This window comes from Micrococcus terreus, from assembly GCF_900116905.1.
Taxonomy (GTDB): Bacteria; Actinomycetota; Actinomycetes; order Actinomycetales; family Micrococcaceae; genus Citricoccus; species Citricoccus terreus.
In genome coordinates this window covers 76,759-100,341 of record NZ_FPCG01000006.1, presented here as the reverse complement: position 1 = coordinate 100,341, position 23,583 = coordinate 76,759, and the positions used below count along the sequence as shown (strand labels likewise).

Annotated in this window: 20 protein-coding genes; 9 read left to right on the top strand and 11 right to left on the bottom strand. The window is 69.6% G+C overall.

The features are described from left to right. Positions 1-38: 38 nt before the first annotated feature. Positions 39-1,076, bottom strand: coding sequence for an aldo/keto reductase (locus BM355_RS08615; RefSeq protein ID WP_091697304.1), 1,038 nt, complete (start codon positions 1,074-1,076; stop codon positions 39-41). Positions 1,077-1,113: 37 nt separating this feature from the next. Further along, the gene (locus tag BM355_RS08610) at positions 1,114-2,310 is read right to left on the bottom strand and encodes a glycosyltransferase family 4 protein (protein ID WP_091697301.1); all 1,197 of its coding nucleotides are present in this window, start codon (positions 2,308-2,310) and stop codon (positions 1,114-1,116) included. A gap of 143 nt (positions 2,311-2,453) precedes the next feature. On the opposite strand from BM355_RS08610, the gene BM355_RS08605 reads away from it, so the two are divergent. Next, positions 2,454-3,191: a sulfite exporter TauE/SafE family protein gene (locus BM355_RS08605; RefSeq protein WP_177227901.1), complete on the top strand. Its 738-nt coding sequence runs from the start codon at positions 2,454-2,456 to the stop codon at positions 3,189-3,191. An 88-nt stretch (positions 3,192-3,279) separates the two neighbouring features. Continuing rightward, entirely contained in the window at positions 3,280-4,866 is a 1,587-nt protein-coding gene (locus BM355_RS08600) for a cell division protein PerM (protein WP_177227900.1), read from the top strand. Here BM355_RS08600 and BM355_RS08595 read toward each other — a convergent pair. Genes BM355_RS08595 through BM355_RS08575 form a run of 5 tightly spaced genes read right to left on the bottom strand, consistent with a single transcriptional unit; the run spans position 4,776 to position 8,557 of the window. After that, on the bottom strand, positions 4,776-5,291 hold the full coding sequence (locus BM355_RS08595) for a hypothetical protein (RefSeq protein ID WP_091697296.1): 516 nt from the start codon (positions 5,289-5,291) through the stop codon (positions 4,776-4,778). The two genes, BM355_RS08600 and BM355_RS08595, sit on opposite strands and share 91 nt — an antisense overlap. Positions 5,292-5,313: 22 nt before the next feature. Further along, positions 5,314-6,279 carry an ABC transporter substrate-binding protein gene (locus BM355_RS08590; RefSeq protein ID WP_091697294.1) on the bottom strand — a complete coding sequence of 322 codons (966 nt, stop codon included), beginning with the start codon at positions 6,277-6,279 and terminating at the stop codon, positions 5,314-5,316. A 60-nt stretch (positions 6,280-6,339) separates the two neighbouring features. Beyond that, positions 6,340-7,023: an ABC transporter permease gene (locus BM355_RS08585; protein WP_091697292.1), complete on the bottom strand. Its 684-nt coding sequence runs from the start codon at positions 7,021-7,023 to the stop codon at positions 6,340-6,342. Next, positions 7,020-7,736: an ABC transporter permease gene (locus BM355_RS08580; protein WP_091697290.1), complete on the bottom strand. Its 717-nt coding sequence runs from the start codon at positions 7,734-7,736 to the stop codon at positions 7,020-7,022. The genes BM355_RS08585 and BM355_RS08580 overlap by 4 nt, the downstream gene beginning before the upstream one ends. Beyond that, positions 7,733-8,557 carry an ABC transporter ATP-binding protein gene (locus tag BM355_RS08575; RefSeq protein ID WP_091697287.1) on the bottom strand — a complete coding sequence of 275 codons (825 nt, stop codon included), beginning with the start codon at positions 8,555-8,557 and terminating at the stop codon, positions 7,733-7,735. The genes BM355_RS08580 and BM355_RS08575 overlap by 4 nt, the downstream gene beginning before the upstream one ends. Positions 8,558-9,131: 574 nt before the next feature. Here BM355_RS08575 and purN point away from each other — a divergent pair. Continuing rightward, the gene (purN, locus tag BM355_RS08565) at positions 9,132-9,740 is read left to right on the top strand and encodes a phosphoribosylglycinamide formyltransferase (RefSeq protein WP_091697285.1); all 609 of its coding nucleotides are present in this window, start codon (positions 9,132-9,134) and stop codon (positions 9,738-9,740) included. Here purN and BM355_RS08560 read toward each other — a convergent pair. The 3 genes from BM355_RS08560 to BM355_RS08550 form a co-directional block, all read right to left on the bottom strand. Then, positions 9,731-10,372: a cysteine hydrolase family protein gene (locus BM355_RS08560; protein ID WP_177227899.1), complete on the bottom strand. Its 642-nt coding sequence runs from the start codon at positions 10,370-10,372 to the stop codon at positions 9,731-9,733. The two genes, purN and BM355_RS08560, sit on opposite strands and share 10 nt — an antisense overlap. A gap of 107 nt (positions 10,373-10,479) precedes the next feature. Then, the gene (locus BM355_RS08555; protein ID WP_091697519.1) at positions 10,480-12,336 is read right to left on the bottom strand and encodes a calcineurin-like phosphoesterase C-terminal domain-containing protein; all 1,857 of its coding nucleotides are present in this window, start codon (positions 12,334-12,336) and stop codon (positions 10,480-10,482) included. 246 nt (positions 12,337-12,582) lie between these two features. Next, on the bottom strand, positions 12,583-13,971 hold the full coding sequence (locus BM355_RS08550) for an MFS transporter (protein ID WP_091697517.1): 1,389 nt from the start codon (positions 13,969-13,971) through the stop codon (positions 12,583-12,585). 172 nt (positions 13,972-14,143) lie between these two features. Between BM355_RS08550 and BM355_RS08545 the strand changes: the two genes are divergently transcribed. The 4 genes from BM355_RS08545 to BM355_RS08530 all read left to right on the top strand — a co-directional run bounded on the left by BM355_RS08545 (position 14,144) and on the right by BM355_RS08530 (position 19,704). After that, a complete protein-coding gene (locus BM355_RS08545) occupies positions 14,144-15,868 on the top strand; it encodes a CYTH and CHAD domain-containing protein (protein WP_091697280.1) in 1,725 nt (574 codons plus the stop codon). Positions 15,869-15,996: 128 nt separating this feature from the next. Then, entirely contained in the window at positions 15,997-17,754 is a 1,758-nt protein-coding gene (purH, locus tag BM355_RS08540; protein WP_091697278.1) for a bifunctional phosphoribosylaminoimidazolecarboxamide formyltransferase/IMP cyclohydrolase, read from the top strand. Between the two features lie 100 nt (positions 17,755-17,854). Then, positions 17,855-19,210: a magnesium transporter gene (gene mgtE, locus BM355_RS08535; protein ID WP_245760687.1), complete on the top strand. Its 1,356-nt coding sequence runs from the start codon at positions 17,855-17,857 to the stop codon at positions 19,208-19,210. Between the two features lie 227 nt (positions 19,211-19,437). Next, positions 19,438-19,704, top strand: a complete 267-nt coding sequence (locus tag BM355_RS08530; protein ID WP_143109457.1) for a hypothetical protein — start codon at positions 19,438-19,440, stop codon at positions 19,702-19,704. On the opposite strand, the gene BM355_RS08525 is transcribed toward BM355_RS08530, so the two are convergent. Then, positions 19,658-20,479, bottom strand: coding sequence for a response regulator transcription factor (locus BM355_RS08525; protein WP_218154327.1), 822 nt, complete (start codon positions 20,477-20,479; stop codon positions 19,658-19,660). The genes BM355_RS08530 and BM355_RS08525 overlap by 47 nt on opposite strands. Positions 20,480-20,636: 157 nt before the next feature. On the opposite strand from BM355_RS08525, the gene BM355_RS08520 reads away from it, so the two are divergent. Both BM355_RS08520 and BM355_RS08515 read left to right on the top strand, forming a co-directional pair. Beyond that, positions 20,637-21,149 carry a hypothetical protein gene (locus tag BM355_RS08520; RefSeq protein ID WP_143109456.1) on the top strand — a complete coding sequence of 171 codons (513 nt, stop codon included), beginning with the start codon at positions 20,637-20,639 and terminating at the stop codon, positions 21,147-21,149. Positions 21,150-21,258: 109 nt separating this feature from the next. Further along, a complete protein-coding gene (locus BM355_RS08515) occupies positions 21,259-23,484 on the top strand; it encodes an NADP-dependent isocitrate dehydrogenase (protein WP_091697268.1) in 2,226 nt (741 codons plus the stop codon). Positions 23,485-23,583: the final 99 nt, after the last annotated feature.

The window sequence follows — 23,583 nt, the reverse complement described above, 5'->3', positions numbered from 1 at the left end:
AGCACAGGCTGCAGTGTGGCCTGGATGACATGACCGGCTCAGCCGTGGGTGGGCGGCGTGTCTTCGGTGTCGGCCTGCTTCCGCGCCTCCGGGCCGTACCGGTGGCCGCGGACGGTCGAGTGGTTGACGATCGCGTCCACTCGCTCCACATCCACCGCGCTCAGCTGCACCTGCTCGGCGTCGAGGTCCTCGCGCAGATGCTCCAGGGAGACAGTCCCGGGGATCGCGACCACATCGGTGCCCTGGGCCAGCAGCCAGGCCAGGGCGAGCTGGGCCACAGTGCAGCCGATCCGCTCGGCCTCAGCGCGCAGCGGGTCGAGCAGGGCCAGGTTCAGAGGGAAGTTCTCCGCAGAGAACCGTGGCTGGGAACGGCGGATGTCCTCCTCCGGCAGGGCCTGAGGGTCGGTGACCGCGCCGGCCAGGAAGCCGCGGGCCACCGGTGAGAAGGCCACCAGAGTGGTCCCGGTGCGGCGGCAGGCCCGCAGCAGCCCCCACTCGGGGTTGCGGGTCCACAGGGAGTACTCGTTCTGCACGGCGGCCACCGGGTGCACGGCGTGAGCACGCTCCAGGGTGGGACCGGAGACCTCCGAGAGTCCGTAGGCGCGGATCTTCCCCTCGGCGATGAACTCGGCCATCGCCCCGGCGCTCTCCTCCACGGGGACCTGCGGGTCCAGGCGGTGCAGGTAGTAGAGGTCGAGCGTCTCCACCTTCAATCGGCGCAGGGAGTCCTCGAGCTGGCGACGCAGGTCCTGCGGGCTGCCGTCGAGCCTGCGTGGGTCACCGGCGGGCAGCAGCGAGCCCTTGGAGGCCAGGAACACCTGGTCGCGCCTGCCCTTCAAGGCCTGCCCGACGACCCCCTCGTTCCGCCCGCCGCCGTACAGGGCCGCCGTGTCCAGGTGGTCCACGCCGGCGTCGAGGGCCGACCGGACGAAGTCCACGCCCTCCTGCTCGGACAGGAACCGGGAGGAGAAGCCGTGGTTGATGTTCATGCAGCCCAGGCCCACTGGGCGGACCGTGCTGTGGCCGAGGCGACGCGGTGTGGACAGGTCAGAGGTCAGCGCTGCGGGTGTGCTCATGGCCCCAGCGTAGGGGCGTTCAGGCTCCCCGGGCTCATCAGCGAGGCAGCACCCCACCGTCCCAGCCGGAGCTCTGGCGCAGATAGGTGCGGGCTTGGACGCCTCTCTGGCGCTCGCGTACTCGAATGGCCCGCTCGTAGTGACCGATCAGCTGTTCGCAGAGCACCGGCCAGGTGCGTCCCTGCACCGTGGCGAAGGCGGCCTCGGAGAACGCGGCCCGCTTGCCGTCGTCGTACACCAGGTCAGTGACGCGGTCCCGCAGGCCCGCCAGATCACCGGGTGCATAGAGCCAACCGGTGCGGGAGGGGTCCACCAGGTCCAGGGGGCCGCCGCGGCCCACCGCCACCACCGGCACCGCCGAGGCCATGGCCTCCTGCAGGGTCTGGCCGAAGGTGTCCGACTCCCCAGGGTGGACGAACAGGTCCAGGCTGGCCATGTGCCGGGCCAGGTCCTCCCCGCCCTGGAACCCGGCGAAGTGGGCTCCGGGAAGCCGCCGCCGCAGGGACTCCTTCAGAGGGCCGGACCCGACGATGACGAGCCGGGTGCCGGGCAGATCTGCGAGGACGGCCAGGTCCTCGACCTGCTTCTCCGCGGCCAGCCGGCCCACGAAGCCGATCAGCCGCTCGCCGTTCGGGGCCAGCTCGGCGCGCAGGGCCTCGTCCCGCTTGCCGGGGTGGAAGCGCTGGGTGTCCACGCCGCGGCCCCACCGGTGCACCCGCTGGATGCCGCGCCGGTGCAGCTGATCGGTGCAGAAGCTGGAGGGGGAGAGGGTGATGGTGGCCTGATCGTGGATCCGCTCCACGTGCTGCCAGAGCACCTCCTCCAGCCAGGGTGCGCCGTACCGGGCGGCGTAGGCCGGGATCTCGGTCTGGTAGATGCACACGCTGGGCAGCTGCAGGGAGGACGCGGCCTGCACGGCTCGCCAGCCCAGGACGAACGGGGAGGCGATGTGCACGATGTCCGGGGTGAAGTCGGCCAGAATCCTCCGGACCCGGGCCACGGTGCCCGCGGCCACCCGGACGGAGGAGTAGCCCGAGAGCGGGACGGAGGGAAGCCGGTGGACCGGGAAGCCCTCCACCTCAGCGGGGGCCTCATCATCCAGCCAGGAGGAGGTGGGGGCGATGACCATGACCTCGTCGCCCCGGGCCTTGAGATGACGGATCACCTGCAGGATCGAGTGGGTGACCCCGTTCATGTGCGGGAGGAAGGACTCAGCGACCACAGCGACTCTCACACTCCGGAGACTACGGAGACACTCCTGCCGGTCGACCCCCAGGGGGTGGCCTCGCCGTGGCGGGTCGATGAACAGTCGGTGACGGACAGGAACAGGGAGAGTCCACCCGTGCTGGTAACGTCCGCCGGGTGGATGCAGGACTGGTGACCGTGATCGTGCTGGCGACCTTCGCCGGTGCCGTGTTCCAGCGGATCGCCGGGATCGGGTTCGCGATGATGCTGGCCCCCTTCATGGTGGTGCTGCTGGGCCCGCACGGGGGAGTGCTGTTCGTGAACCTGCTCGGCGCGGTGGCCCCGGCCATGATCATCCCCCGGGTGCGATCCCGGATCGACCCGGTCATCCTCCGCAGGTTGGTCATCCCGGCGGTGGTGGCCACCGTCCCCGGGGTCCTGCTGACCCTGGTGCTGCCCACCGCCCCGATGTCGATCGCCGTGGGTCTGCTGGTGATCGTCGGCTTGGGGGTGGCTGTGGGCATGCGAGCCTCCGGTCGGCCGCGAACCGGCATCGGCCTGCAGTACGCCACCGGTGCGGCCGCCGGACTGACCAGTGCGGTCGCCGGTGTCGGCGGTCCTGCCCTGACCGCCTACGCCCTGGTGTCCCGCTGGGACCTGCGCACCTTCGCGGCCACCATCCAGCCCTTCTTCGTGGTGATCGGGGTGGTGGGCTTCGGCATGAAGCTGCTGCTGGACCCGGCGCAGATGCCGGAGCTGCCGTGGTGGGGCTGGGTCGGGTCCATCGTGGCGATCGTCGCTGGCATCTGGGTGGGGGAGAAGCTGGAGCCGCACCTGCCGGACCGCATCGTGCGGATCCTGGTGATCGTGATCGGCTTCATCGGAGCCGCGCTGGCCCTGGTGCAGGGCGTCCTCGGGCTGCTTGCCTGAGCGTGACCGGCATCGCCTGGCCCACGGGACGTCAGCCGGTGCGCCCTGGCCGGGAGGAGCCTGCCGCGGTGGCACCATGGACGGTGACATGAACCCACGCACCCGCACCCTTCGCCTCTCTCTGCCCATGCCCCTCTGGCTCCAGGGAGGTGTGGAGGCACTGCTGGCGGCACTGGCCTCCGCCGTCCTGGTGGTCCTGGTGCTGGGCGGAGTCTGGCTCGGCGGCGGGTTCCGTGACACCTCGGTGGATTTCATCGCCCAGATGGCCGGCCAGGGCTGGCTGGCCCTGCACGGCGTCCCCCTGCACTTGACCATGGACCTGCCCACGGTCTCGTCCGAGCCGGTCACGGGCACGTTCTGGTTCCTGGCCTGGGGGCTGGCACTGATCCCCCTCTGGCTGGGGTGGCGGGCCGGACGGCGCCTGGGACGGGCCTCCTACACCGACCAGCTCTGGCAGGCTCTGCTGGGCGCGGCCGGTACCTACGCCGTCTTCGCTCTGATCACCTCCCTGCTGGTGGGCAACGGGATGGTGGCGATCAACCCGTTCTGGGGTGCCCTGATCCCCACCGCCCTGCACACCCTGGCCGTGATGGGCGGTGTCCGCCGGGAGGCGGGCACCTGGGGGCGGTTGATCGGCGTGGACCTGGCCGAGCGGATCTCGAAGCGCTCGCAGTACTCCCGCTGGGCCGGGTCCTACGTCTGGTCCGTGGTGCGCGCTGCGGGCGTGGGCCTGCTGGCCGCCTTCGGGCTGGCCTCGGCCCTGCTCGCCGTCCAGCTGGCCGTGCACTGGGGGGACCTGGCCCAGGTGTACCAGCAGCTGGAGGCCGGGGTCTGGGGCGGTGCCGCCCTGACGGGCGTCCAGCTGGGCATCATGCCGAACCTGGCCATGTGGTCCCTGGCCTGGACCTCCGGTGCCGGATTCGCTCTGGGTCAGGACACCCTGGTCTCGCCCCTGGTCACCGCGGTGGGCCCGCAGCCGGCCCTGCCGCTGCTGGTGGCCGTTCCCACGGAGATCGGCGGCTTCGGCTGGCTGTTCCTGCTGCTGCCGGTCCTGGCCGGTGCGCTCGCCGGGTGGTGGCTGCTGCGTGAGGCCGAGAACCACCTGGACGAGTGGCTCGAGCTGAAGTTCCAGGCCCGCTGGATCTCCCTCAGCCTCTCCACGCTGGCCATGGGACTGCTGGTGGCACTGGCCACCGCGCTCACCGTGATCCTGCCGCTGTGGCTCTCGCGGGGCTCGTTGGGGGTGGGACGGCTCACTGACCTCGGCCCGAATCCCTGGGTGGCCGCCCTGCTGCTCGGCGCGGAGATCGGCGTGGGCGCCATGATCGGCTACCTGGCGGCGCCGCTCTGGGAGAAGTACCGCTATGTGGTCCCGGACTCCTGGCTGGGCCAGGAACCTGCAGAGGACGGGCACGACGACGGCCCGGCCAGTACGCAGGACGGCGCGGCTTCCAGCGAGGGCGAGTCCGAGAAGGTCACTGCCGCCGACGATGCCTCGGACGAGGCCCCGGCGGACGATCAGCCCTCCGGCTCCAGCACCGTCAAGCACCGCCTCGCGGCGCGGATGCGCCGCCTGCGGCGAGGTCAGTCCTCCGGTGAGGTGGAGCCCTCAGGTGACGGGGCCGGCGTCGGGCCGGACTCTGCGGGTGAAGAGACGCCCAGCTCGGAGAAGTAGGCGTTCTCGCAGGCCACCCGGGCCCGGTCCGTGAGCGCGCCGGCCATGCAGGACTCGTGCTCGGCGGTGGCGCTCCAGAAGACCATCTGGGCGGTGACCACCAGGGCGAACATGGCGCAGCCGAGCATGGCGAAGACCGCGGCTGCACGGACCACCCACTTCGAGACGATCCGGCCGGACCGGGCGATCACCAGCACGCCCAGGCCGATGCCGATCGCCGCCAGCAGCAGGGTCAGGCCCTTCCACGGCAGGACCAGGCTGCTGGAGAGGTAGGTCAGCAGCAGCACGCCCATCAGCCACAGCAGGGGTGTGCGCACGCGGCGGTAGCGCTCCAGCTGCTCCTCGGGCGTGCCGGAGGAGGGATTGGGGCGCGGTGCCGGTGGCTGCGGGGGCGCGGACTGCTGGGGCGGGGCGGAATGGCTCACCGTCCAACCCTACTGGCCCGGATCAGCCCTCCAGCAGTCCCTGCTCCTCCAGCCAGGTCCGCGCCACGTCCTTGCTGGCGGCCTGGTCCTCCACGGAGGTGCGGTTCAGGCTGATCAGCTCCTCGGTGGTGAGCAGGGCGTTGACCTCCTCGATCGCCGCCGCCGCGCCCGGGTCCACCTTGTCCGAGACGATCGGGGTGATGTTCTGCGGCAGGATCAGGTTCTCCGGATCCTCCAGGGTGACGAAGCCGTTAGTCTCGATGGACGGGTCTGCGGAGTAGATGTCGGCCAGCTGGACGTCGCCGTCCGTCAGGGCCTTGACGGTCAGTGGTCCGCCGGAGTCCTCCACGGGGACCACGGTGACGTCCACACCGTAGGTCTCGGACAGCCCCTGGGGGCCGTAGGGGCGGGCCTCGAACTCGGAGTTGGCGGCGACCTTCAGGGCCGAGCCGACCGTGGAGAGGTCCGCCAGCGAGGACAGCCCGTGCTCGTCGGCGAACTCCTGGGTGACGTTGTAGGAGTCCTGGTCGGTGGCCTCGGCGGGCTCCAAGGCGCTCAACCCCTCCGGCAGGGCCTCGGTCAGCGCGGTGTTGACCTCCTCGGCGGAGGCGGCCTCGGTGTCCTTGTCGTAGTACTGCAGCAGGTTGCCGGAGTACTCGGGGAAGACGTCGATCGCGCCGGACTCGACCTCAGGCAGGTACACCTCGCGCTGGCCGATCTGGTACTGCCGGTCCACGGTGTAGCCCTCGTCCTCCAGGGCCTGGGCGTAGAGCTCGGCGATGATCTCGTTGGAGTAGTACTGCTGGGAACCGATCACCAGGGTCTGACCCTCGGCCGGGCCGGAGGCGGTGCCGGTGTCCCCGGCGGGCGAGCTGGATCCGCCGCCGAGAGGGTCGGAGCTGCCGCAGGCGGACAGGGCCAGCAGGGCGGCCAGGCCGACTCCGGCGAACAGGGGGCGGCTGATGACGGTGCGGGGTGTGGTGCTCATGGGGTGTCCTTCTCCGGGGCGGCGGGGTGTGATCCGTCTGCGGTCTGTGGTGGTACGACGCTACGCCGCGGCGCCACGGCGTGCCACCTTCACGCCCGTGGGGACGGAGAGCCAGGCGGCGGCGGAGAAGGCGAGCTCGAGCAGGATCGCCAGGGCCACCACGATCAGCGAGGAACCGAGCATCATGGCGTAGTCCTGGGTCTTCAGGCCCAGGAACAGATACCGGCCGAGCCCACCTGCCCCCACGTACGCCGCGAGGGTGGCGGTGGCGACCACCTGCAGGGCGGCCGAGCGCAGTCCGCCGATCAGCAGGGGCAGTCCCAGCGGTGCCTCGATACGCCAGAGGATCTGGGACTCGGTGAAGCCCTGCGCGCGGGCGGCGTTGACCACTCCTCGGTCGATCGCCTCGAATCCTGCATAGGCTCCGGCCAGCACGGAGGGGATCGCCAGCACCACGAACGCGGTCAGCGGGGCGATCAGTCCGATCCCCAGCAGCAGCCCCATCAGTGTGACCAAGCCGAGAGTCGGCAGGGCCCGGGCGGCGCCGGAGAGGGCCACGGTGAGGCCACGTCCACGCCCGGTATGGCCCACCCACCAGCCGATTGGCACCGCGATGGCCGCAGCGATCAGCAGGGTCAGCAGGGTGTAGCCCAGATGCTCGCCTGAGCGGGCCAGGATCCCGGACGGGCCGGTCCAATTCGAGGGCTCAGAGATCCAGGCGAAGGCCTCCAGCAGCTGGTTCATGCCCGCACCTCCGGCGCCTGGGAGATCCCCAGGCGTCCCGACGACGGCCGGCGGCGAGCGCGGGGACGCTCACCTGTGCCGATGGGGCGGGTCCACGGCAGCACGAGCCGCCCGGCCAGGACGAGGAGTCGATCGGCCAGCAGGGCCAGCACCACGGTCATCACGATCCCGGTCACCACCTGAGCCAGGATCCCGCGCTGGAATCCGTCGGTGAAGAGCAGTCCGAGCGAGGGGATGCCCAGCACCGCACCCACCGTGCAGAGCGAGAGCGTGGACACGGCCACCACGCGCAGACCCGCCAGGATCACCGGGCCGGCCAGGGGCAGGTCCACGGCGAAGAACCGGCGCAGCGGGGGATAGCCCAGGGCCAGGGCGGCGTTGCGGGCGTCGGCGGGGACACTGTCCAGTCCATCGGCCACACTGCGCACCAGCAGGGCGATCTCATAGAGCGTGAGGGCGATGACCACGTTGACCACATCCCGCACACCGGTGCCGATCAGGATGGGCAGCACGATGAACAGCGGCAGGGAGGGGATGGCGTACATCAGTCCGGCCGCGCCGAGCAGGGTGCCCTTGACGGGGCGGAACCGGTGGGCCACCCAGCCCAGGGGGATCGAGATCAGCAGGGCCAGGATGATCGCCGGGATGCTGGTGGCCAGGTGGGCCCAGGTGCGGTCGGCGATCAGGGGGATGTTCTCGATCACCCAGTTCACGGGGTCTGGCCTTTCAGCAGTCCGGCGGGCCGGCCGTGGGAGTCCACCAGCAGGACCGATCCGTTCGGGCCCGGGCGCGGGGTGAGGGTGCGCTGGCCGCGGTCCAGCCCCAAGAACTCCCGCACGAAGTCATCGGCGGGTTCGGTGAGGAACTCCTGGGGGGTGCCCTGCTGGGCGATCTGGGCTCCGGTGCGCAGCAGCACGATCCGATCGCCCAAGGTGAGGGCCTCGTCCATCTCATGGGTGATGAACACCACGGTCATATTCAGGCGCTCGTGCAGCTCGCGCATCTGCTGCTGCAGCTCGGCGCGGACCAGGGGGTCCACTGCGCCGAAGGGCTCGTCCATGAGCAGGATGTCAGGGTCGGCGGCCAGACCTCGTGCCACGCCCACGCGCTGCTGCTGTCCGCCGGAGAGCTGGGCCGGGTAGCGGTGCGCCATGGACGGATCCAGACCGACCAGGCGCATCATCTCGGTGGCCCGGTCCTCGGCGTCGCGCCGGTTCATGCCGTTCAGTCGCGGCACGGTGGCGATGTTCTGGGCCACGGTGCGGTGGGGGAGCAGTCCGGAGTTCTGCATGACGTAGCCGATGCGACGGCGCAGAGTCACGGGGTCATGCGTGGAGACGTCCTGGCCGTCCACGGTCACGGTGCCGGCGGTGGGGTCCACCATCCGGTTGACCATGCGCAGCAGGGTGGTCTTGCCGCAGCCCGAGGAGCCGGCGAAGACCGTGAAGGAGCCGTCGGGGATCTCCAGGGAGAAGTCGTCCACGGCCACGGTGCCGTCCGGGTAGCGCTTGGTGACGGACCTGTAGGAGATCATGGGTCAACACTAGGGGCATCGTGCCGTTGCACGGGTAGGGCAGTCTTGTGGCTGCTCACGTGGTCCGAAGTCGGCCGGCACTGCCTGAGGTGATCATCTCCAAGCCGATCCCGCGCGCTGCGGCTGGTCGACGAGCAGGGCACCTGACGCTGAGGTGTCGAGGTAGAGGGTGCTTACCGCGTTCACAGTCGATCCCCTCGCAGCTCGTCCAGCATCTGGGACGCCGTTCGATCCATCTGCTTCCGGTGGATACCCAGTGCCTTCCAACCCGCTCTCCGACGCGCAGGGCGGGAGATGTTGAGTCCGTCATCGACCGCTCCAAGCGGCGCTAAGCGTCCCACGGGAACCTCGCTTTTGGTCGGTACAAACGTGCACGCCCCACTGACAGTACGAAGTACGCGGTCGGATTCATTTCGCAGTTCACGGTGCGACATGCTGTCCCGCGAGCGATCAGGAAGACACATGCGCACAGCGTAGCGCGGGTGATGCACCGGGGTCCGGGGTTCATCGCCCTGGATCCTCGGGTCTCCCTGACGGGGAATGACCCAGCGTTGCGCCACCCTACGATGGAGGCATGCGCATCGTGGCTCTCGTCTCCGGATCCGGCACCAACCTCCAGGCGGTGATCGACGCCGTCGCGGCCGGTCAGCTGAACGTGGAGATCGCCGCGGTGGGAGCAGACCGCCCCGACGCCGGCGGGCTGGACCGAGCCGCTCGAGCAGGCATCGAGACCTTCGTGGTCGACTTCGCCGAGTTCTCGGACCGCAGCGCCTGGAACCAGGCGCTGACCGAGAGGTGCTCCAGCTACGCACCGGACTATGTGCTCTCCAGCGGGTTCATGCGGATCGTGGGAGAGGCCTTCCTGGCCGAGTTCGGCGGACGGTACCTCAACACCCACCCCGCGCTGCTGCCCGCCTTCCCGGGGGCCCATGGCGTGCGGGATGCTCTGCGGTACGGCGTGAAGATCGCCGGGTGCACCGTGCACATCGCCGATGCCGGCGTGGACACCGGGCCCATCCTCGCCCAGGCCGCCGTGCCGGTGGTGGACGGGGACACGGAGGAGACCCTGCACGAGCGGATCAAGGTCCAGGAGCGTCACCTGCTGCTGACCGTGCTGGGAGAGCTGGCCGGGGGCAAGAGGCCCGAGGACTACTTCAGCGGCACCGCCACGGCTCAGTCCTGACCTGTGCCGAGCAGCCGCTCCAGATCCGGGCGGTCCAGGACCGTCTGCCGGTAGGACTCACAGGACTCATCGACCACGCGCCAGCCGCGCTCTGAGTCGCTCGAGGCGATGGCCTCACGGGCGTAGACCACGTCGAAGTCATGGGAGAACGCATCCCGCCCGGTCGCTGAGACACAGGACTCCGCGGTCACACCGGCCAGCACCAGACGCTGCACGCCCATGGTCCGCAGGCGCTGGGCCAGCGAGGTCCCGTGGAAGGCACTGTCCCGGGTCTTCTCCACGTGGACGGCCGCGTCGAGCTCGAGTCCATCCAGCAGGGAAGCCTGTTCGGTCCCGGCGAAGTTGAACCCCTGGTCGTCCTCGAGCATCTTCAGGGTCCAGGTGGAGCGTCGGCGGTCATGCACTGTGCTGACTACCACGATCTCGTGCCCGCCGGCGCGAGCCATCGCCGCCAGCCGATTGGACTCCAGCACCATCAGCTCACGGTTGTCCTGCAGCGCCGGGTCCTCGAAGAACCCCTTCTGCAGGTCGATGAACACCACGGCGATGCCGGTGCCCTTGTCCGGGTGGGCACCGCTGCCGCTGACCGGCTGTTGGTGGTCGGTGGGGGTGGGCTGCTGCTGATCGGCCACGACATGACTCCTCGGGGTGAAGGGGTCACAGAATTCTAGGTCGGCAGAGACCAGGTGGGGGCCGCCGGCTCAGGACCGACGACCCCACCTGCGCTCGGTAGCGCTGACTACTCGGTGACCTCGAACTTCAGCGTCTCGGTGTAGCTGCGACCATGCACGTCCGTGGCGGTCACCTCGGCGGTGTGCATTCCCACGGACAGGTCCGCCGGCAGGTTCAGACGCCACAGGTGCATGCTGCGGTCGGCCACACTTCCACCGTGGACCAGCTGCTCCTGCACGGCGGCCGGGTCGGAGTACTCCACACCGACCAGCTGCTCCTCACCCTGCATCTGCTGGGTCCGGGTGGCCTCCACTGCATCGCGGCCGTCCACGGAGACCTGCACCGTGGACCCCGTGGATCCCATGAAGAAGTTGGTGGTCAGCCAGGTCTGGCCCAGATCTGCCTGCGGCACCCGTAGGGCGTTGCGGAAGATCGGCGCCGAGCCCTTCTTCTGGATGTTCTGGGCATACCAGTCGCGGTAGGCCGGGGTGTTCAGCCCCAGTGCCATCTGGTGTGCATCGTCCTGGCCGCGGACGGTGAACCGCTCGGTGACCTTGGTGTTCTTGATGTCCAGGGTCAGCACGCCGGGCTGGGCTCCGTCTCGCTGGACGGCGGCGGGGTAGCCGGCGGGCAGCAGTCGTCCGTTGTACCAGTCGCCGGAGATGGCCCCGGCGGTGATGTGGGCGAAGGGCAGCCCGTCCACGCCGAACAGCTCCTTCCACCCCTCCATGGAGTCACCCTTGCGCAGGTTCTCCAGGCTGTGGGTATGACCGCCCAGGGCCACCACCTCGCGGCCTTCGAGGATCTCGTAGATCTCGGCCACCTGGTCGATCTGGTGCTTCTTGCTGCCCTGGTCGGCGAAGTCCAGCAGCGGGATGTGCCCGGCGAGCACGATCACCTTGTTCTTGGGCACCTGGGCGATGTCATTGCGCAGCCACTCCATCTGCCGCTCGTCGATCGAGCCGTTGTAGCTGCTGTCACCCTCCAGGGGGTACTCGACCGTGCTCAGGGCGACCACGTGCGCCTTGCCGGAGTCGTAGGAGTAGTACTCGGGCCCGAACTCGTCACGGAAGGTGTCGAAGGCGTGCTCGCTGGAGGGGGCGTCGAAGTCCAGGTCATGGTTGCCGGGCAGGAAGCGGGCAGGACCGTTGAGAGTGCGGGAGAGCTCCCGGATGCCGGGGTAGAGGCTCAGGTCGTCGCCCACGATGTCCCCGATGAACAGGGCGCCGCACCCGGCGTAGTCGGTGCGCTCGGCCAGGTCGGCGAAGGCCCCGTTGCTGGCGTAGTCCGCCTCGACCAGCTTGTAGGTCTGGATGTCCCCGCCGATCAGGCAGTGTTGCTGCGGGGACTGGGTGAGCCTGCTCTTGGTCACCGGGAAGTTTACGGCCTTCGGCACCGGACCGGTGGGCGCGATGCCGCCGAACTTCAGCTCGGGGGAGCCGTCCGGCAGGTGGTGGTAGGAGAACTGGGCGATGTTGTCCTCGTCCACCGGCACCTGGTAGCCCCGCGGCTGGGTGACGAACACGGTCATGTTCTCGTAGACTGGCAGGCGGTACCGGCCGTTCCGATCGGTGGTGACCACGTCGCGTCCGTTGGAGACGGTCACGCCGTTGATGCCGCGCTCGCGGCGGTCCTGGACAGAATCGCGGTCACGGTCGTCGAAGACGACGCCGGTGATGGTCTTGGCCTTCGGGTTGGAGCCCTCGATGACCTGGACCTGGCCGCGGTAGGCGTTCTCGGCCCAGTCACCGGTGTCCTTCTTCGGCTTCTTCTCCGCAGTCAGGTTCCCGACGACGGCCGGCTGGGCTGAGAGGGCGGGTGCCGGTGCCAGCGTGGCGGCGACGGCAAGGGTGAGCACGGCGGTAGCGAGCCGAGCAGGGCGTCGGTTCGGGCGCTTCGGGGCAGGTCGAACTTCGGTGTTCATGGTGTCTCCTCCGGATGGGTCGAACCGGTCGATCCCAGTGACCGGTTCGTGCGCCTCACGGTAGGAGCGCACAGTGAACCCCGGAAGAAGATCCAGCGATCACTGCCCCACAGCCACCCGACGTCACCACCAACAGTAGGTGGCTCACCGATGTCCCCACCTGTCAGAGGCTGAACGATCCCGAGTTCGTGACGGTCCTTCGGGCGGGCTGCGTCGTGCTCAAACACAGCTCGGTCTTGCGAAGGCTCACGCCTCGGTGACCTCCAGCTCCTTGCCGGTGGTCTCCGGTGCCATGAACGCCATCAGCACCACGGCCACGACCACCATGCACCCGGTGACCACGAAGGACCAGGCCAGTCCGATCGCCGGGACCATCCAGGTCACGAAGATCAGCGGGCCCACACCCGCGGCGATGCGGGAGACCGCCGAGGCCCAGCCGAAGCCTGACCCGCGCAGCTCGGTGGGATACAGCTCCGAGACGTAGGTGTACAGCACGGGAATGGCCAGCTGGACCACGAAGCCGAACGCCAAGACCAGGGGCAGGACCGCCGTCGGGACATCCAGCATGGCGGCCAGCCAGGCCATCAGGAAGGAGGAGGCGATCGCCGTGACGCCCAGCAGCCACTTGCGGCCGGTGTGCTCCACCAGCCAGGCCGCCACGATCACGCCCAGCAGGCCCACGGCCGCCATGCCGCCGGTGGTGATGAACGCGCGGGACTGCTCGTAGCCGGCGTCGATCAGGAACTTGGGCAGCCACTGCAGGGCGATGTAGTAGACGAGCATGATGGTGAAGAACAGGCTCCACGCCACGAACGTGATCCGGGACGAGTAGCGCCACAGCATGGCCACCTGCTCACCCAGAGAGCCCAGGGTCAGGGGCTTGGGCGCCGGGACCGGAGGCAGCACGTACTCCTGCGGGGGCAGGCCCACGCGGTGGACCATGTCATCGATCACTGCCCGGGCCTCCTTCTCCCGCCCCTGCTGGATCAGGAACAGGGGGGACTCGGGCACGAACAGGCGCACGAAGAACACCAGCAGCGCCGGCAGCACCATGGCCAGCAGCGGCAGCTGCCAGTGACCCCAGGTGGCCACCAGCCAGGCGGAGAGGAACCCGCAGGCGGCGGCGCCGATCGGCCACCAGCCGTCCATGGCGGTCAGCACCCGTCCGCGGTGCTTGCGCGGCGTGAACTCACCCACCAGGGCATAGTCCACCGGGATGCAGCCGCCCAGGCCGAACCCGGCGATGAACCGGAACACGGCGAACCAGACGATGTCCCCGGTCAGCGCGCCGGCCAGGGTGAACAGGGAGAAGATCAGCAGGGTGGCGGTGAAGGCCTTGCGCCGGCCGATCCGGTCCGCGATGGTGCCCCACACGAACGCGCCCAGCGCCATGCCGATCAGATTCGCGGTGCCGATCCAGGCGGCCTGGCCGGGCTCCAGGTCCCACTCCTTGCTCAGCAGGGGGATCATCACGCCGTTGAGGGTGACGTCCCAGGCGTCGAACATGAAGCCGAGTCCGCCCACCAGGAACACCCGGCCCTGGGTGTTCCACCGCCAGGGCAGGTTCTGGACGACTTCTTCACCGGTGGGCAGGGTGGACGCGCCAGAGGGCGCCGAGCTGGGGGAGTGACTCATCATTTCTTCCTGAGCGGGGCGCCATACCAGCGGCGCCATGAGTGGTGCGAGCATTCAGATGCACGACGACGGTCGCACCGGCAGGTGCCCGGGCCCGTCGGCCGATGGGGAGACTATAGCGCGGCTCACATTCCCCTGACGCTGTGTGAGGCGCCGGGCGGATAATGGGTGCATGGGTACCGGTATGCAGGTGGAGATCGAGCGCAAGTACGACGTGGTGGGTCAGCTGGCCCTGCCGAAGCTGAGCGGGGTGGCCGGGGTGTCCCGGGTGCACTACCGCCCACCGGTGGCGCTGGAGGCCGTTTACTTCGACACGGCTGACCGTGCGCTGGCGGCGAACCGGGTGACCCTGCGGCGCCGCACCGGCGGGCCGGATGAGGGGTGGCACGTGAAGATCGCCTCCGGTGAGCACCGTCTGGAGCTGCACGAGCCGCTGGGCAAGGCCGACCGTGCCGGCGCCCGGCCGGATCAGGTGAAGGTCCCGTGGCGGATCCTGGACCTGGTGCAGGTGCATGTGCGGGGCCGCAGACTGCGCCCCGTGGCCCAGCTGAACACCCTGCGCGCGGTGGTGGACCTGGTCGATGCCAAGGGCCGTCCGATGGCCGAACTGGCCGATGACCAGGTGGCCGCCATGGCCGTGGGGCGCCGGGCCGAGTCTCGCATCCAGCACTGGCGGGAGTGGGAGCTGGAGATCGTGGACGCCGAGCTGCTGGACACGGCTCTGGCACCCCAGGAGGTCGCGGCCGGGGTGGAGACCACCGAGCAGATCAGCGGCCAGGGCGACGCTGAGGACGCCGACTGCCCGGACCGTGACCCGCAGGACGCGGTGACCGGAACAGTCAGGTTCCTGGACGCCGTCGGGGGAGTGCTGGAGGCCGCCGGCGCGAAACCCTCGCCTGCCGGGTCCAAAGTGGAGAAGGTGGTGGGCCGGCTGGAGGATCCGCTGGACCCGGCCGCGGTGGAGGACCCCACCACCCTGCAGGACGTGCTCACCCGCACCGTCCGCACCCAGGTGAAGATGCTCAAGGGCTGGGACCCGCTGGTGCGCCGGGACGTGGAGGACGCCATCCACCAGTTCCGCGTGGTCAGCCGCACCCTGCGCTCGATCCTGCAGACCTACGAGCCGCTGCTGGAGACCGAGGCCACGGCCCGGGTCAACGAGGGTCTGAAGCAGCTGGGCCGGCTGCTCTCCACCGCCCGGGACGCCGAAGTGGTGCGGGACCAGGTCCAGGAGAAGGTCGATGCCCTGCCGGGGGGACCCGAGGGGCCCGCGGCCGCCCTGGTCTCCGCCCGGACCGTCAAGCGGCTGCGCCGGGCCAAGCAGGAGGAGTTCCAGGCCGCCCATGACGAGCTGCTGGAGCAGATGCGCGGTGCCGAGTACTTCGCCGTGCTGGACGTGATCGACGAGTACGCCCGGCAGGTGCCGCTCGCCGCCGGGACGGACAGCTCCGGCGAGACAGGCGAGGCAGCCGAGGCACTGGCCGCCCTCGAGCCCCTGGCCGTCCAGCAGGTCGAGTCCGTGCTGGAACTGGCCCGCACCGCCGAACAGGAGCAGGACCCGGAGCAGCGGATCGAGCTGATGCATGAGGTCCGCAAGGAGGCCAAGCGGCTGCGCTACGCCGTGACCGCCGTGCGGGATGCCGCCGGGCTGGAGTGGGGCGCCGAGCTGGTGGACCGGATGAGGGCCGCCAAGAAGCTGCAGGAGGTCCTGGGCATCCACCGTGACTCGATCATGTTCCAGGAGCACGTGCTGGCCACGGCCCGCCAGGCGGAGAAGCGTGGTGAGGACACCTTCGGCTACGGGATCCTCTACGCCGCCGAGCTGCCCGTGCAGGCCAAGCAGGAGAAGAAGGCGGAGAAGCTGCTCGCTCGCCTGGCGGGGACATCTGCAGGCTGACCGGGCCCCAACGGACCTAGACTGGACTGCGCGCCCTGCGTGCCGTCGTCGGGAAGTGCCGTCAGGCCCTCCCGCCAGCGGAACCGCCGCGTCACCACTTCGGAATCCAGCCCCAGGAGCACACCGCCGTGACCATCCAGCTTGACCGCGTCCCGCTGAAGCGAGCCCTCATCTCCGTGTATGACAAGACCGGGCTGGAGGAGTTGGCCTCCGGGCTGCATCAGGCCGGCGTGCAGATCGTCTCCACCGGGTCCACCGCCCAGCGCATCTCCGCCGCGGGCGTGCCCGTCACCGAGGTCTCTGAGGTCACCGGGTTCCAGGAGTGCCTGGACGGCCGGGTCAAGACCCTGCACCCGCTGGTGCACGCCGGCATCCTGGCCGACCGCCGCCGCGAGGATCATGTGGCCCAGCTGGAGCAGATGCACGTGGAGCCCTTCGACCTGGTGGTGGTCAACCTCTACCCGTTCGTGGACACCGTGCGCTCCGGTGCCGGGCAGGACGCGGTGGTGGAGCAGATCGACATCGGCGGGCCCTCCATGGTCCGCGCCGCCGCGAAGAACCACCCCTCGGTGGCCGTGGTGGTGGACCCGGCGCGTTACGGGGATGTGGTCAGCGCAGCGCAGAGCGGCGGGTTCGACCTGATGGCTCGCCGCCGACTGGCCGCCCTGGCCTTCGCGCACACCGCCGCCTATGACAACGCGGTCGCCTCCTGGACCGCCGCCCAGTTCGAGGGGGAGGACGAGGAGGAGCTCGCCTCCCAGCAGACCGGGCAGGAGCTTCCCGACGGCGGCACCCACCAGGTCTCCCTCTTCCCGCCCTATGCGGGGGTCACCCTGCAGCGTGCGGAGACCCTGCGCTACGGCGAGAACCCGCATCAGAAGGCCGCCCTCTATGTGGAGGACGGGGCCGCTCCGGGGATCGCCCAGGCCGAGCTGCTGCACGGCAAGCCGATGAGCTACAACAACTACGCGGATGCGGACGCCGCCCTGCGTGCCGCCTTCGACTTCGACCAGCCCGCCGTGGCCGTGGTCAAACACGCCAACCCGTGCGGTGTGGCCGTGGCGGAGGAGAACGCTCACGGGGTGGAGGAGAACGCTCACGGGGTGGAGGATCCGATCGCCGAGGCGCACCGCAAGGCCCACGCCTGTGACCCGGTGTCCGCGTTCGGCGGGGTGATCGCCGCCAACCGCGAGGTGACCGCCGGGATGGCCCGTGCGGTCAAGGACATCTTCACCGAGGTGGTGGTGGCCCCGAAGTTCAGCGCTGAGGCGATCGAGATCCTCTCGGCCAAGAAGAACCTGCGCCTGCTGCAGCTGCCGGAGGGCTACGCCCGGGACACTGTGGAGTACAAGCAGGTCTCCGGCGGCATGCTGCTGCAGGCCCGTGATGCGATCGACGCCGCCGGGGACGACCCCGCGGCCTGGACCCTGGCCGCCGGTGCCGCCGCGGACGATCAGACCCTGGCCGATCTCGCCTTCGCCTGGCGTGCCGTGCGGGCCGCCAAGTCCAACGCCGTGCTGCTGGCCAGCGACGGTGCCACCGTGGGCGTGGGCATGGGTCAGGTCAACCGCCTGGACTCCTGCCGTCTGGCGGTGGAGCGGGCCAACACCCTGGGTGCGGCCCAGACCGGCGCGCAGGAGATCATCTCCGCCGGCGGTGCTGAGAACGTGACGGCCAGCGGTGCCCCGGAGCGGGCTCGCGGTGCGGTGGCCGCCTCGGACGCGTTCTTCCCGTTCGCCGACGGCCTGCAGATCCTGATCGACGCCGGTGTGAAGGCTGTGGTCCAGCCCGGCGGGTCCATCCGTGACGAGGAGGTCATCGCCGCAGCCGAGGCTGCTGGGGTGACCATGTACTTCACCGGGGCCCGGCACTTCTTCCACGGCTGATCCCCCGTCGAACAGCCCCACCTCATGATCACGTGCACGCTGGATGTCGTTCTCCTCGGCGAGTCGCGACCTCCAGCGTGCACGTGATGGGGAGGGGACCGTGGATCAGGAACTGGACCAGGAGGTGGCGCTGCGCTCTGCCCTGCGCCAGGAACGGCTGACTGACGCCGGGCGGCTGCTGCGCGAACTCAGTCCGGTCGAGGTCGAACGGTTCCTGGACCGCAGTGACCCGCACCAGGTGCCGATCGTGTTCCGGCTGCTGGACAAGGAGCTGGCGGTCCAGGTCTTCGCTGCCCTGGACCCGCGCCAGCAGTCCCAGCTGATCCGCGGTCTGCGGGATGAGAACCTGCAGCAGATGTTCGGCCAGCTGCACGCCTCGAGCCAGGCCCGGCTGCTGGACGAGGTCCCCGCCGAGGTGGCCCGTCGGCTGATGGCCGGACTGGGCTCGCAGCAGCGTGCCGACGCCGGGCGGGTGCTGGGCTACCCGTCCGGTTCGGTGGGACGGCGGATGAGCCCGGTGCTGGTCCAGCTCCAGGCCGGCACCACGGCCGAGCACGCGCTCCGCCAGATCCGTGAGGCCCGGATCGCCGACAGACATCGGGACCGACTGGTGGGTCTGCCCGTGGTCGACGCCGACCACAAGGTGCTGGGCACGGTGGGGTTGGCTGACCTGGTCTGCGCTGCCGGTGAGGACCTGGTGGAAGAGCTGGCCGCCAGTGCTGGCGCGTCGGTCCTGGCCACTGAGGATGACGAGACGGCGGCCCGGCTCAGCGCCGAGCACCACCTGCTGGCGCTGCCGGTGACCGATGAGACCGGACGGCTGGTGGGAGTGCTCACCCTGGACGACGCCGTGGGCATCCTGGAGGACGAGGAGTCTGAGGACTCTGCCCGCTCGGCCGGTGCCGAACCGCTGGCCCAGCCCTATCTGTCCACTCCGGTGACCCGGCTGGTGCGTTCCCGTGTGGTCTGGCTGCTCGTCCTGGCTGTCGGGGCCACGCTCACGGTCCAGGTGCTGGAGGTGTTCGAGCAGACCCTGGAGCAACTGGTGGTCCTCTCGATCTTCATCCCGCTGCTGATCGGCACCGGCGGCAACACCGGGAACCAGGCCGCCACCACGGTGACCCGCGCGCTGGCCCTGGGCGATGTGCGCGCCAGGGATGCCCTGCGCGTCCTGCGCCGCGAGTTCCTGGTGGGGCTGATGCTCGGCACGGCCCTGGGCACCGTGGGCCTGCTGATCGCCGGGCTCGTCTACTCCTGGGGGATCGGGCTGGTCATCGGGCTGACCCTGCTGGCCATCTGCACCGTCGCCGCCACGGTCGGATCGCTGATGCCGATCGTGGCCAAGCGCATCGGTGTGGACCCGGCCGTGTTCTCCAATCCGTTCATCACCACCGTGGTCGACGCCCTGGGTCTGGTCGTCTACTTCCTGATCGCCCGTGCGGTCCTGGGCATCTGATCCCCCACACTCCAACACGTGCACGCTGGAGGTCGCTCTCCTCGGCGAGTCGCGACCTCCAGCGTGCACGTGATCAGAGGTGTGAGGCCGTACGCACCACGGCGTATACCGGCCTGGCCGCCGTCGCTCTGCTGGCCAGCGCCACCGCCGCCTCCGCGCACCACTGCTACAAGGACGACTGGTCAGCCGCCGCGCACGCCCAGCACCACAAGGGCGGCACCCCGTGGATGCCGCTCAGTGACATGGGCGCCCAGTTCCTGAGCCCACCGGAGCACCAGCAGGCCTGCGCCTGGGTGGCCGATGAGGCCGTGGAGGACTTCAGGACCTCGCGCGGCATGCCCCAGGAGCCGCTGATCCACATCAAGACCACCGTCGGCAGCGGTGCCTACCAGAAGGGCCAGGAGCCCCAGCCGTTCAGCTATCTCACCGAAGCCGACTTCCAGGACCTCACCGTCTCACTGATGGGTCATCTGCAGGAGTGTGTGAGCGGGTGAGCAGCACCCCGTCTACGTCAGTCCCCACGGGCGCTGGGAGCAGTCCTGTCTCCTGCGCCCGGAGCACGGCCGAGAGACGGTCCACCGCGCCGAGTCTGCGGTAGAGGTGCTCCTGGTGCTTGTGGACCGTCCGGGGGGAGATGGTCAGGCGCACCGCGATGCCCTGGGCGGTGAGCCCGGTGGCCAGCAGCAGGAGCACGGCCCTCTCCCGCGGGGTCAGCCTGATCTGCATCTGACCGGTGGGCGGGCCGGGTGGCAGCACCTGCAGCAGCCGGATGTGCCGGTCCAGTCCACACAGCAGTCCCTGTGCCTCCCTGGCCACCAGCGGTGCGTCCGGCGCCAGACCGTCCGCACCCACCATGACCCAGCCCTGGTACCCCGTCTCGGGGCAGGGGTGCTCCACCGGTATGGAGAGCTGGTGGATGCTCAGCCCCAGCTGGTCGATGATCCGGCGGGTCCGCACCGGCACGGCGAACCCGGACCGGATCACCTCGGTCAGCAGCGCCGGAGCCCCTCCGCCCGGTCCCAGATGGAAGCGGTGCAGGGGGTGCTGTGCCAGCTCCTCGGGCGGGGGAAGCGAGGGCAGCTCCGCTGGCACGGATGTCCCGTTCAGGAACCAGGAGACTCGGCCGTCGGGCTGCACTTGGACCCGGGCCGCGCGGTCGGCCCCGGTCCGTTCCATCAGCCCGCGGCTGAGCTCGGTCAGGGCGGTCTCCGCAGTGCTCACCTGCAGGACGTGCTCGGCCACATCCATCAGCAGTCGGGACGAGTCCACCGGGCACCTCCGCAGCGCTCGGTCCACTCCTCCCGCGCGGCCCAAGCCGTGCTGACAGCATCCCACCGCGCGCTGGACCCGTCCACGCCTCGTCACCTCTAGGATGGGCGGCACGACGACGGCGCGAGAGGGAGCGGGACCGATGGACTTGGGCGGCATGTCAGGTATAGGGCCGGGGCTGATGAGCCCGTTCGCCGGGTTCGCTGGGCTGGGGATCGGCATGGCCCTGTCCATGGTGGCCATGACGGTGCTGCGCTCGGCCGGCGCCCGGAAGGGACGGGGAGAGGCCTGGACCACGTCGGGCGTGATCGGCGGTGTCATCCTGCTCGCGGGAGCGGGCGCGGCCCTGTCCGCGCTGGGCACCTTCTTCGGGATGATGGGCATCCTCTTCGCCGTGTTCTTCCTGGTCGGCGGGTTCACTGCCTTCAGCGGTGCCGCCCAGTCCGAGCAGCGGCGCCGTGAGGCCATGGATCTGGCCCGTGAGCTCAACCGGACCGCGTACCAGGGTCAACCGCCTGTGCCACCGGCGTCAGGAACGGCCGCTCCTCAAGGCACCACGCTCAACGGTGAGCCCCTGCCGGACAGCGGACAGGGCGCCGGTGGGCGCCGTGAACCGGACTGGTACCAGTCCGGCACCGAGGGTGCAGAAGGCGGCCGGCCGTCGTCGTGATTCTTCAAGCGGTGTCAGCCTCGCCGCGCCGGTAGAGTGGACGCCGATTGACCATCACGCGAAACCCGGGGGCGACAGACCTCGCTCCCCACTGAGGAGTGACGTCTGCATGTCCAAGATCATCTACACCTACACGGACGAGGCGCCCATGCTGGCCACCGCCTCGCTGCTGCCGATCGTCCAGGCCTTCGCCTCCACCGCGGGCGTGGAGCTGGAGACCCGGGACATCTCCCTGGCCGGCCGCATCGTCTCCGTGTTCAACGACCGTCTGCCGAAGAACCAGCAGACCAATGACGCTCTGGCCGAGCTGGGTGAGCTGGTCAAGGACGACGACGCCAACGTCGTCAAGCTGCCGAACATCTCCGCGTCCGTGCCGCAGCTCAAGGCCGCCATCAAGGAGCTGCAGGCCGACGGCTACGACCTGCCGGACTACCCGGACGAGCCCAAGACCGAGGATGAGAAGGACGCCCGTGCCCGTTACGACAAGGTCAAGGGCTCGGCCGTGAACCCGGTCCTGCGCGAGGGCAACTCCGACCGCCGTGCCCCCCAGTCGGTGAAGAACTTCGCCAAGAAGCACCCCCACTCCATGGGTGCCTGGACCGCCGACTCCAAGACCAACGTGGCCACCATGGACGCCGACGACTTCTTCCACAACGAGAAGTCCGTGGTCATCGCCGAGGACGACACCCTCACCATCCAGCTGGCCACCGCCGACGGCGAGAAGACCGTGCTCAAGGACGGACTGAAGGTCCTGGCCGGCGAGGTCGTGGACTCCACCTTCATGAGCGCCAAGGCCCTGGATCAGTTCCTGGCCGCCCAGGTGGAGCGGGCCCGCTCCGAGGGCGTGCTGTTCTCCACCCACCTGAAGGCCACCATGATGAAGGTCTCCGACCCGGTCATCTTCGGCCACGTGGTCAAGGCCTACTTCCCGGGCCTGTTCCAGAAGTACGGCCAGCAGCTGGCCGAGGCCGGCCTGAGCGCCAACAACGGCCTGGCCGCGATCCTCTCCGGCCTGGACGCCCTGGACCCGGAGGTCGCCGAGGGTGTGAAGGCCGAGATCGACGCCGCCTACCAGAACGGTCCGGACCTGGCCATGGTCAACTCGGACAAGGGCATCACCAACCTGCACGTGCCCTCGGACGTGATCGTGGACGCCTCCATGCCGGCCATGATCCGCTCCTCCGGCCACATGTGGAACAAGGACGGCAACGAGCAGGACACCCTGGCCGTGCTGCCGGACTCCTCCTACGCCGGGATCTACCAGGTGGTCCTGGACGACTGCCGTGCCCACGGCGCCTACGACCCCACCACCATGGGCACGGTGCCCAATGTGGGTCTGATGGCGCAGAAGGCCGAGGAGTACGGCTCGCACGACAAGACCTTCATCCTGGAGACCGCCGGCACCGTGCAGGTGCTGGACGGCAAGGGTGTGGTCCTGATGGAGCACGAGGTCGAGGCCGGCGACATCTGGCGCGCCTGCCAGACCAAGGACGTGCCGGTGCGCGACTGGGTCAAGCTGGCCGTCACCCGTGCCCGCGCCTCCCAGACCCCGGCCGTGTTCTGGCTGGACGAGAACCGTGCGCACGACGCCAACCTGATCGCCAAGGTCACCGAGTACCTGCAGGACCATGACACCGACGGCCTGCAGATCGAGATCATGGCACCGGAGAAGGCCATCGCCTTCACCTTGGAGCGCATCCGCCGCGGCGAGGACACCATCTCCGTCTCCGGCAACGTGCTGCGCGACTACCTGACCGACCTGTTCCCCATCCTGGAGCTGGGCACCTCGGCCAAGATGCTCTCGATCGTCCCGCTGATCAACGGCGGCGGCCTGTTCGAGACCGGTGCCGGCGGCTCGGCCCCCAAGCACGTGCAGCAGTTCGTGGAGGAGAACCACCTGCGGTGGGACTCCCTGGGCGAGTTCCTGGCCCTGGCTGTCTCCTTCGAGCATGAGGCCGTCTCCCAGGGCAACGCCCGCGCCCAGGTGCTGGCCGACACCCTGGACCGCGCCACCGGCACGTTCCTGGAGGAGGGCCGTTCCCCGTCCCGCAAGGTGGGTGAGCTGGACAACCGCGGTTCGCACTTCTACCTGGCTCTGTACTGGGCCCAGGAGCTGGCCAAGCAGACCGACGACGCCGAGCTGGCCCAGGCCTACGCGGAGATCGCCGAGCAGCTGGCCGCCAATGAGCAGAAGATCGTGGACGAGCTCAACGGCGCCCAGGGCTCCCCGGTGGACATCGAGGGCTACTACAGCCCGTCCAAGGAGAAGGTCTCGGAGGCCATGCGCCCCTCGGCCACCCTGAACCGGATCGTGGACGGCCTGGCCGCCCGCTGATCCCACCGCGTCTCCCGCGCTCAACGCAACTGGAGGTCAGTCATCCGCCGCATTCCCTCGGAAACGAGGGTTTGCCGCGGATAACTGACCTCCAGTTTC

Coding starts and splice junctions, on each gene's coding strand:
- BM355_RS08615 (WP_091697304.1), bottom strand. CDS start 1,076: ATGAGCACACCCGCAGCGCTGACCTCTGACCTGTCCACACCGCGTCGC.
- BM355_RS08600 (WP_177227900.1), top strand. CDS start 3,280: ATGAACCCACGCACCCGCACCCTTCGCCTCTCTCTGCCCATGCCCCTC.
- BM355_RS08590 (WP_091697294.1), bottom strand. CDS start 6,279: ATGAGCACCACACCCCGCACCGTCATCAGCCGCCCCCTGTTCGCCGGA.
- BM355_RS08585 (WP_091697292.1), bottom strand. CDS start 7,023: ATGAACCAGCTGCTGGAGGCCTTCGCCTGGATCTCTGAGCCCTCGAAT.
- BM355_RS08575 (WP_091697287.1), bottom strand. CDS start 8,557: ATGATCTCCTACAGGTCCGTCACCAAGCGCTACCCGGACGGCACCGTG.
- purN (WP_091697285.1), top strand. CDS start 9,132: ATGCGCATCGTGGCTCTCGTCTCCGGATCCGGCACCAACCTCCAGGCG.
- BM355_RS08555 (WP_091697519.1), bottom strand. CDS start 12,336: ATGAACACCGAAGTTCGACCTGCCCCGAAGCGCCCGAACCGACGCCCT.
- BM355_RS08550 (WP_091697517.1), bottom strand. CDS start 13,971: ATGAGTCACTCCCCCAGCTCGGCGCCCTCTGGCGCGTCCACCCTGCCC.
- BM355_RS08545 (WP_091697280.1), top strand. CDS start 14,144: ATGGGTACCGGTATGCAGGTGGAGATCGAGCGCAAGTACGACGTGGTG.
- BM355_RS08530 (WP_143109457.1), top strand. CDS start 19,438: ATGCCGCTCAGTGACATGGGCGCCCAGTTCCTGAGCCCACCGGAGCAC.
- BM355_RS08520 (WP_143109456.1), top strand. CDS start 20,637: ATGTCAGGTATAGGGCCGGGGCTGATGAGCCCGTTCGCCGGGTTCGCT.
- BM355_RS08515 (WP_091697268.1), top strand. CDS start 21,259: ATGTCCAAGATCATCTACACCTACACGGACGAGGCGCCCATGCTGGCC.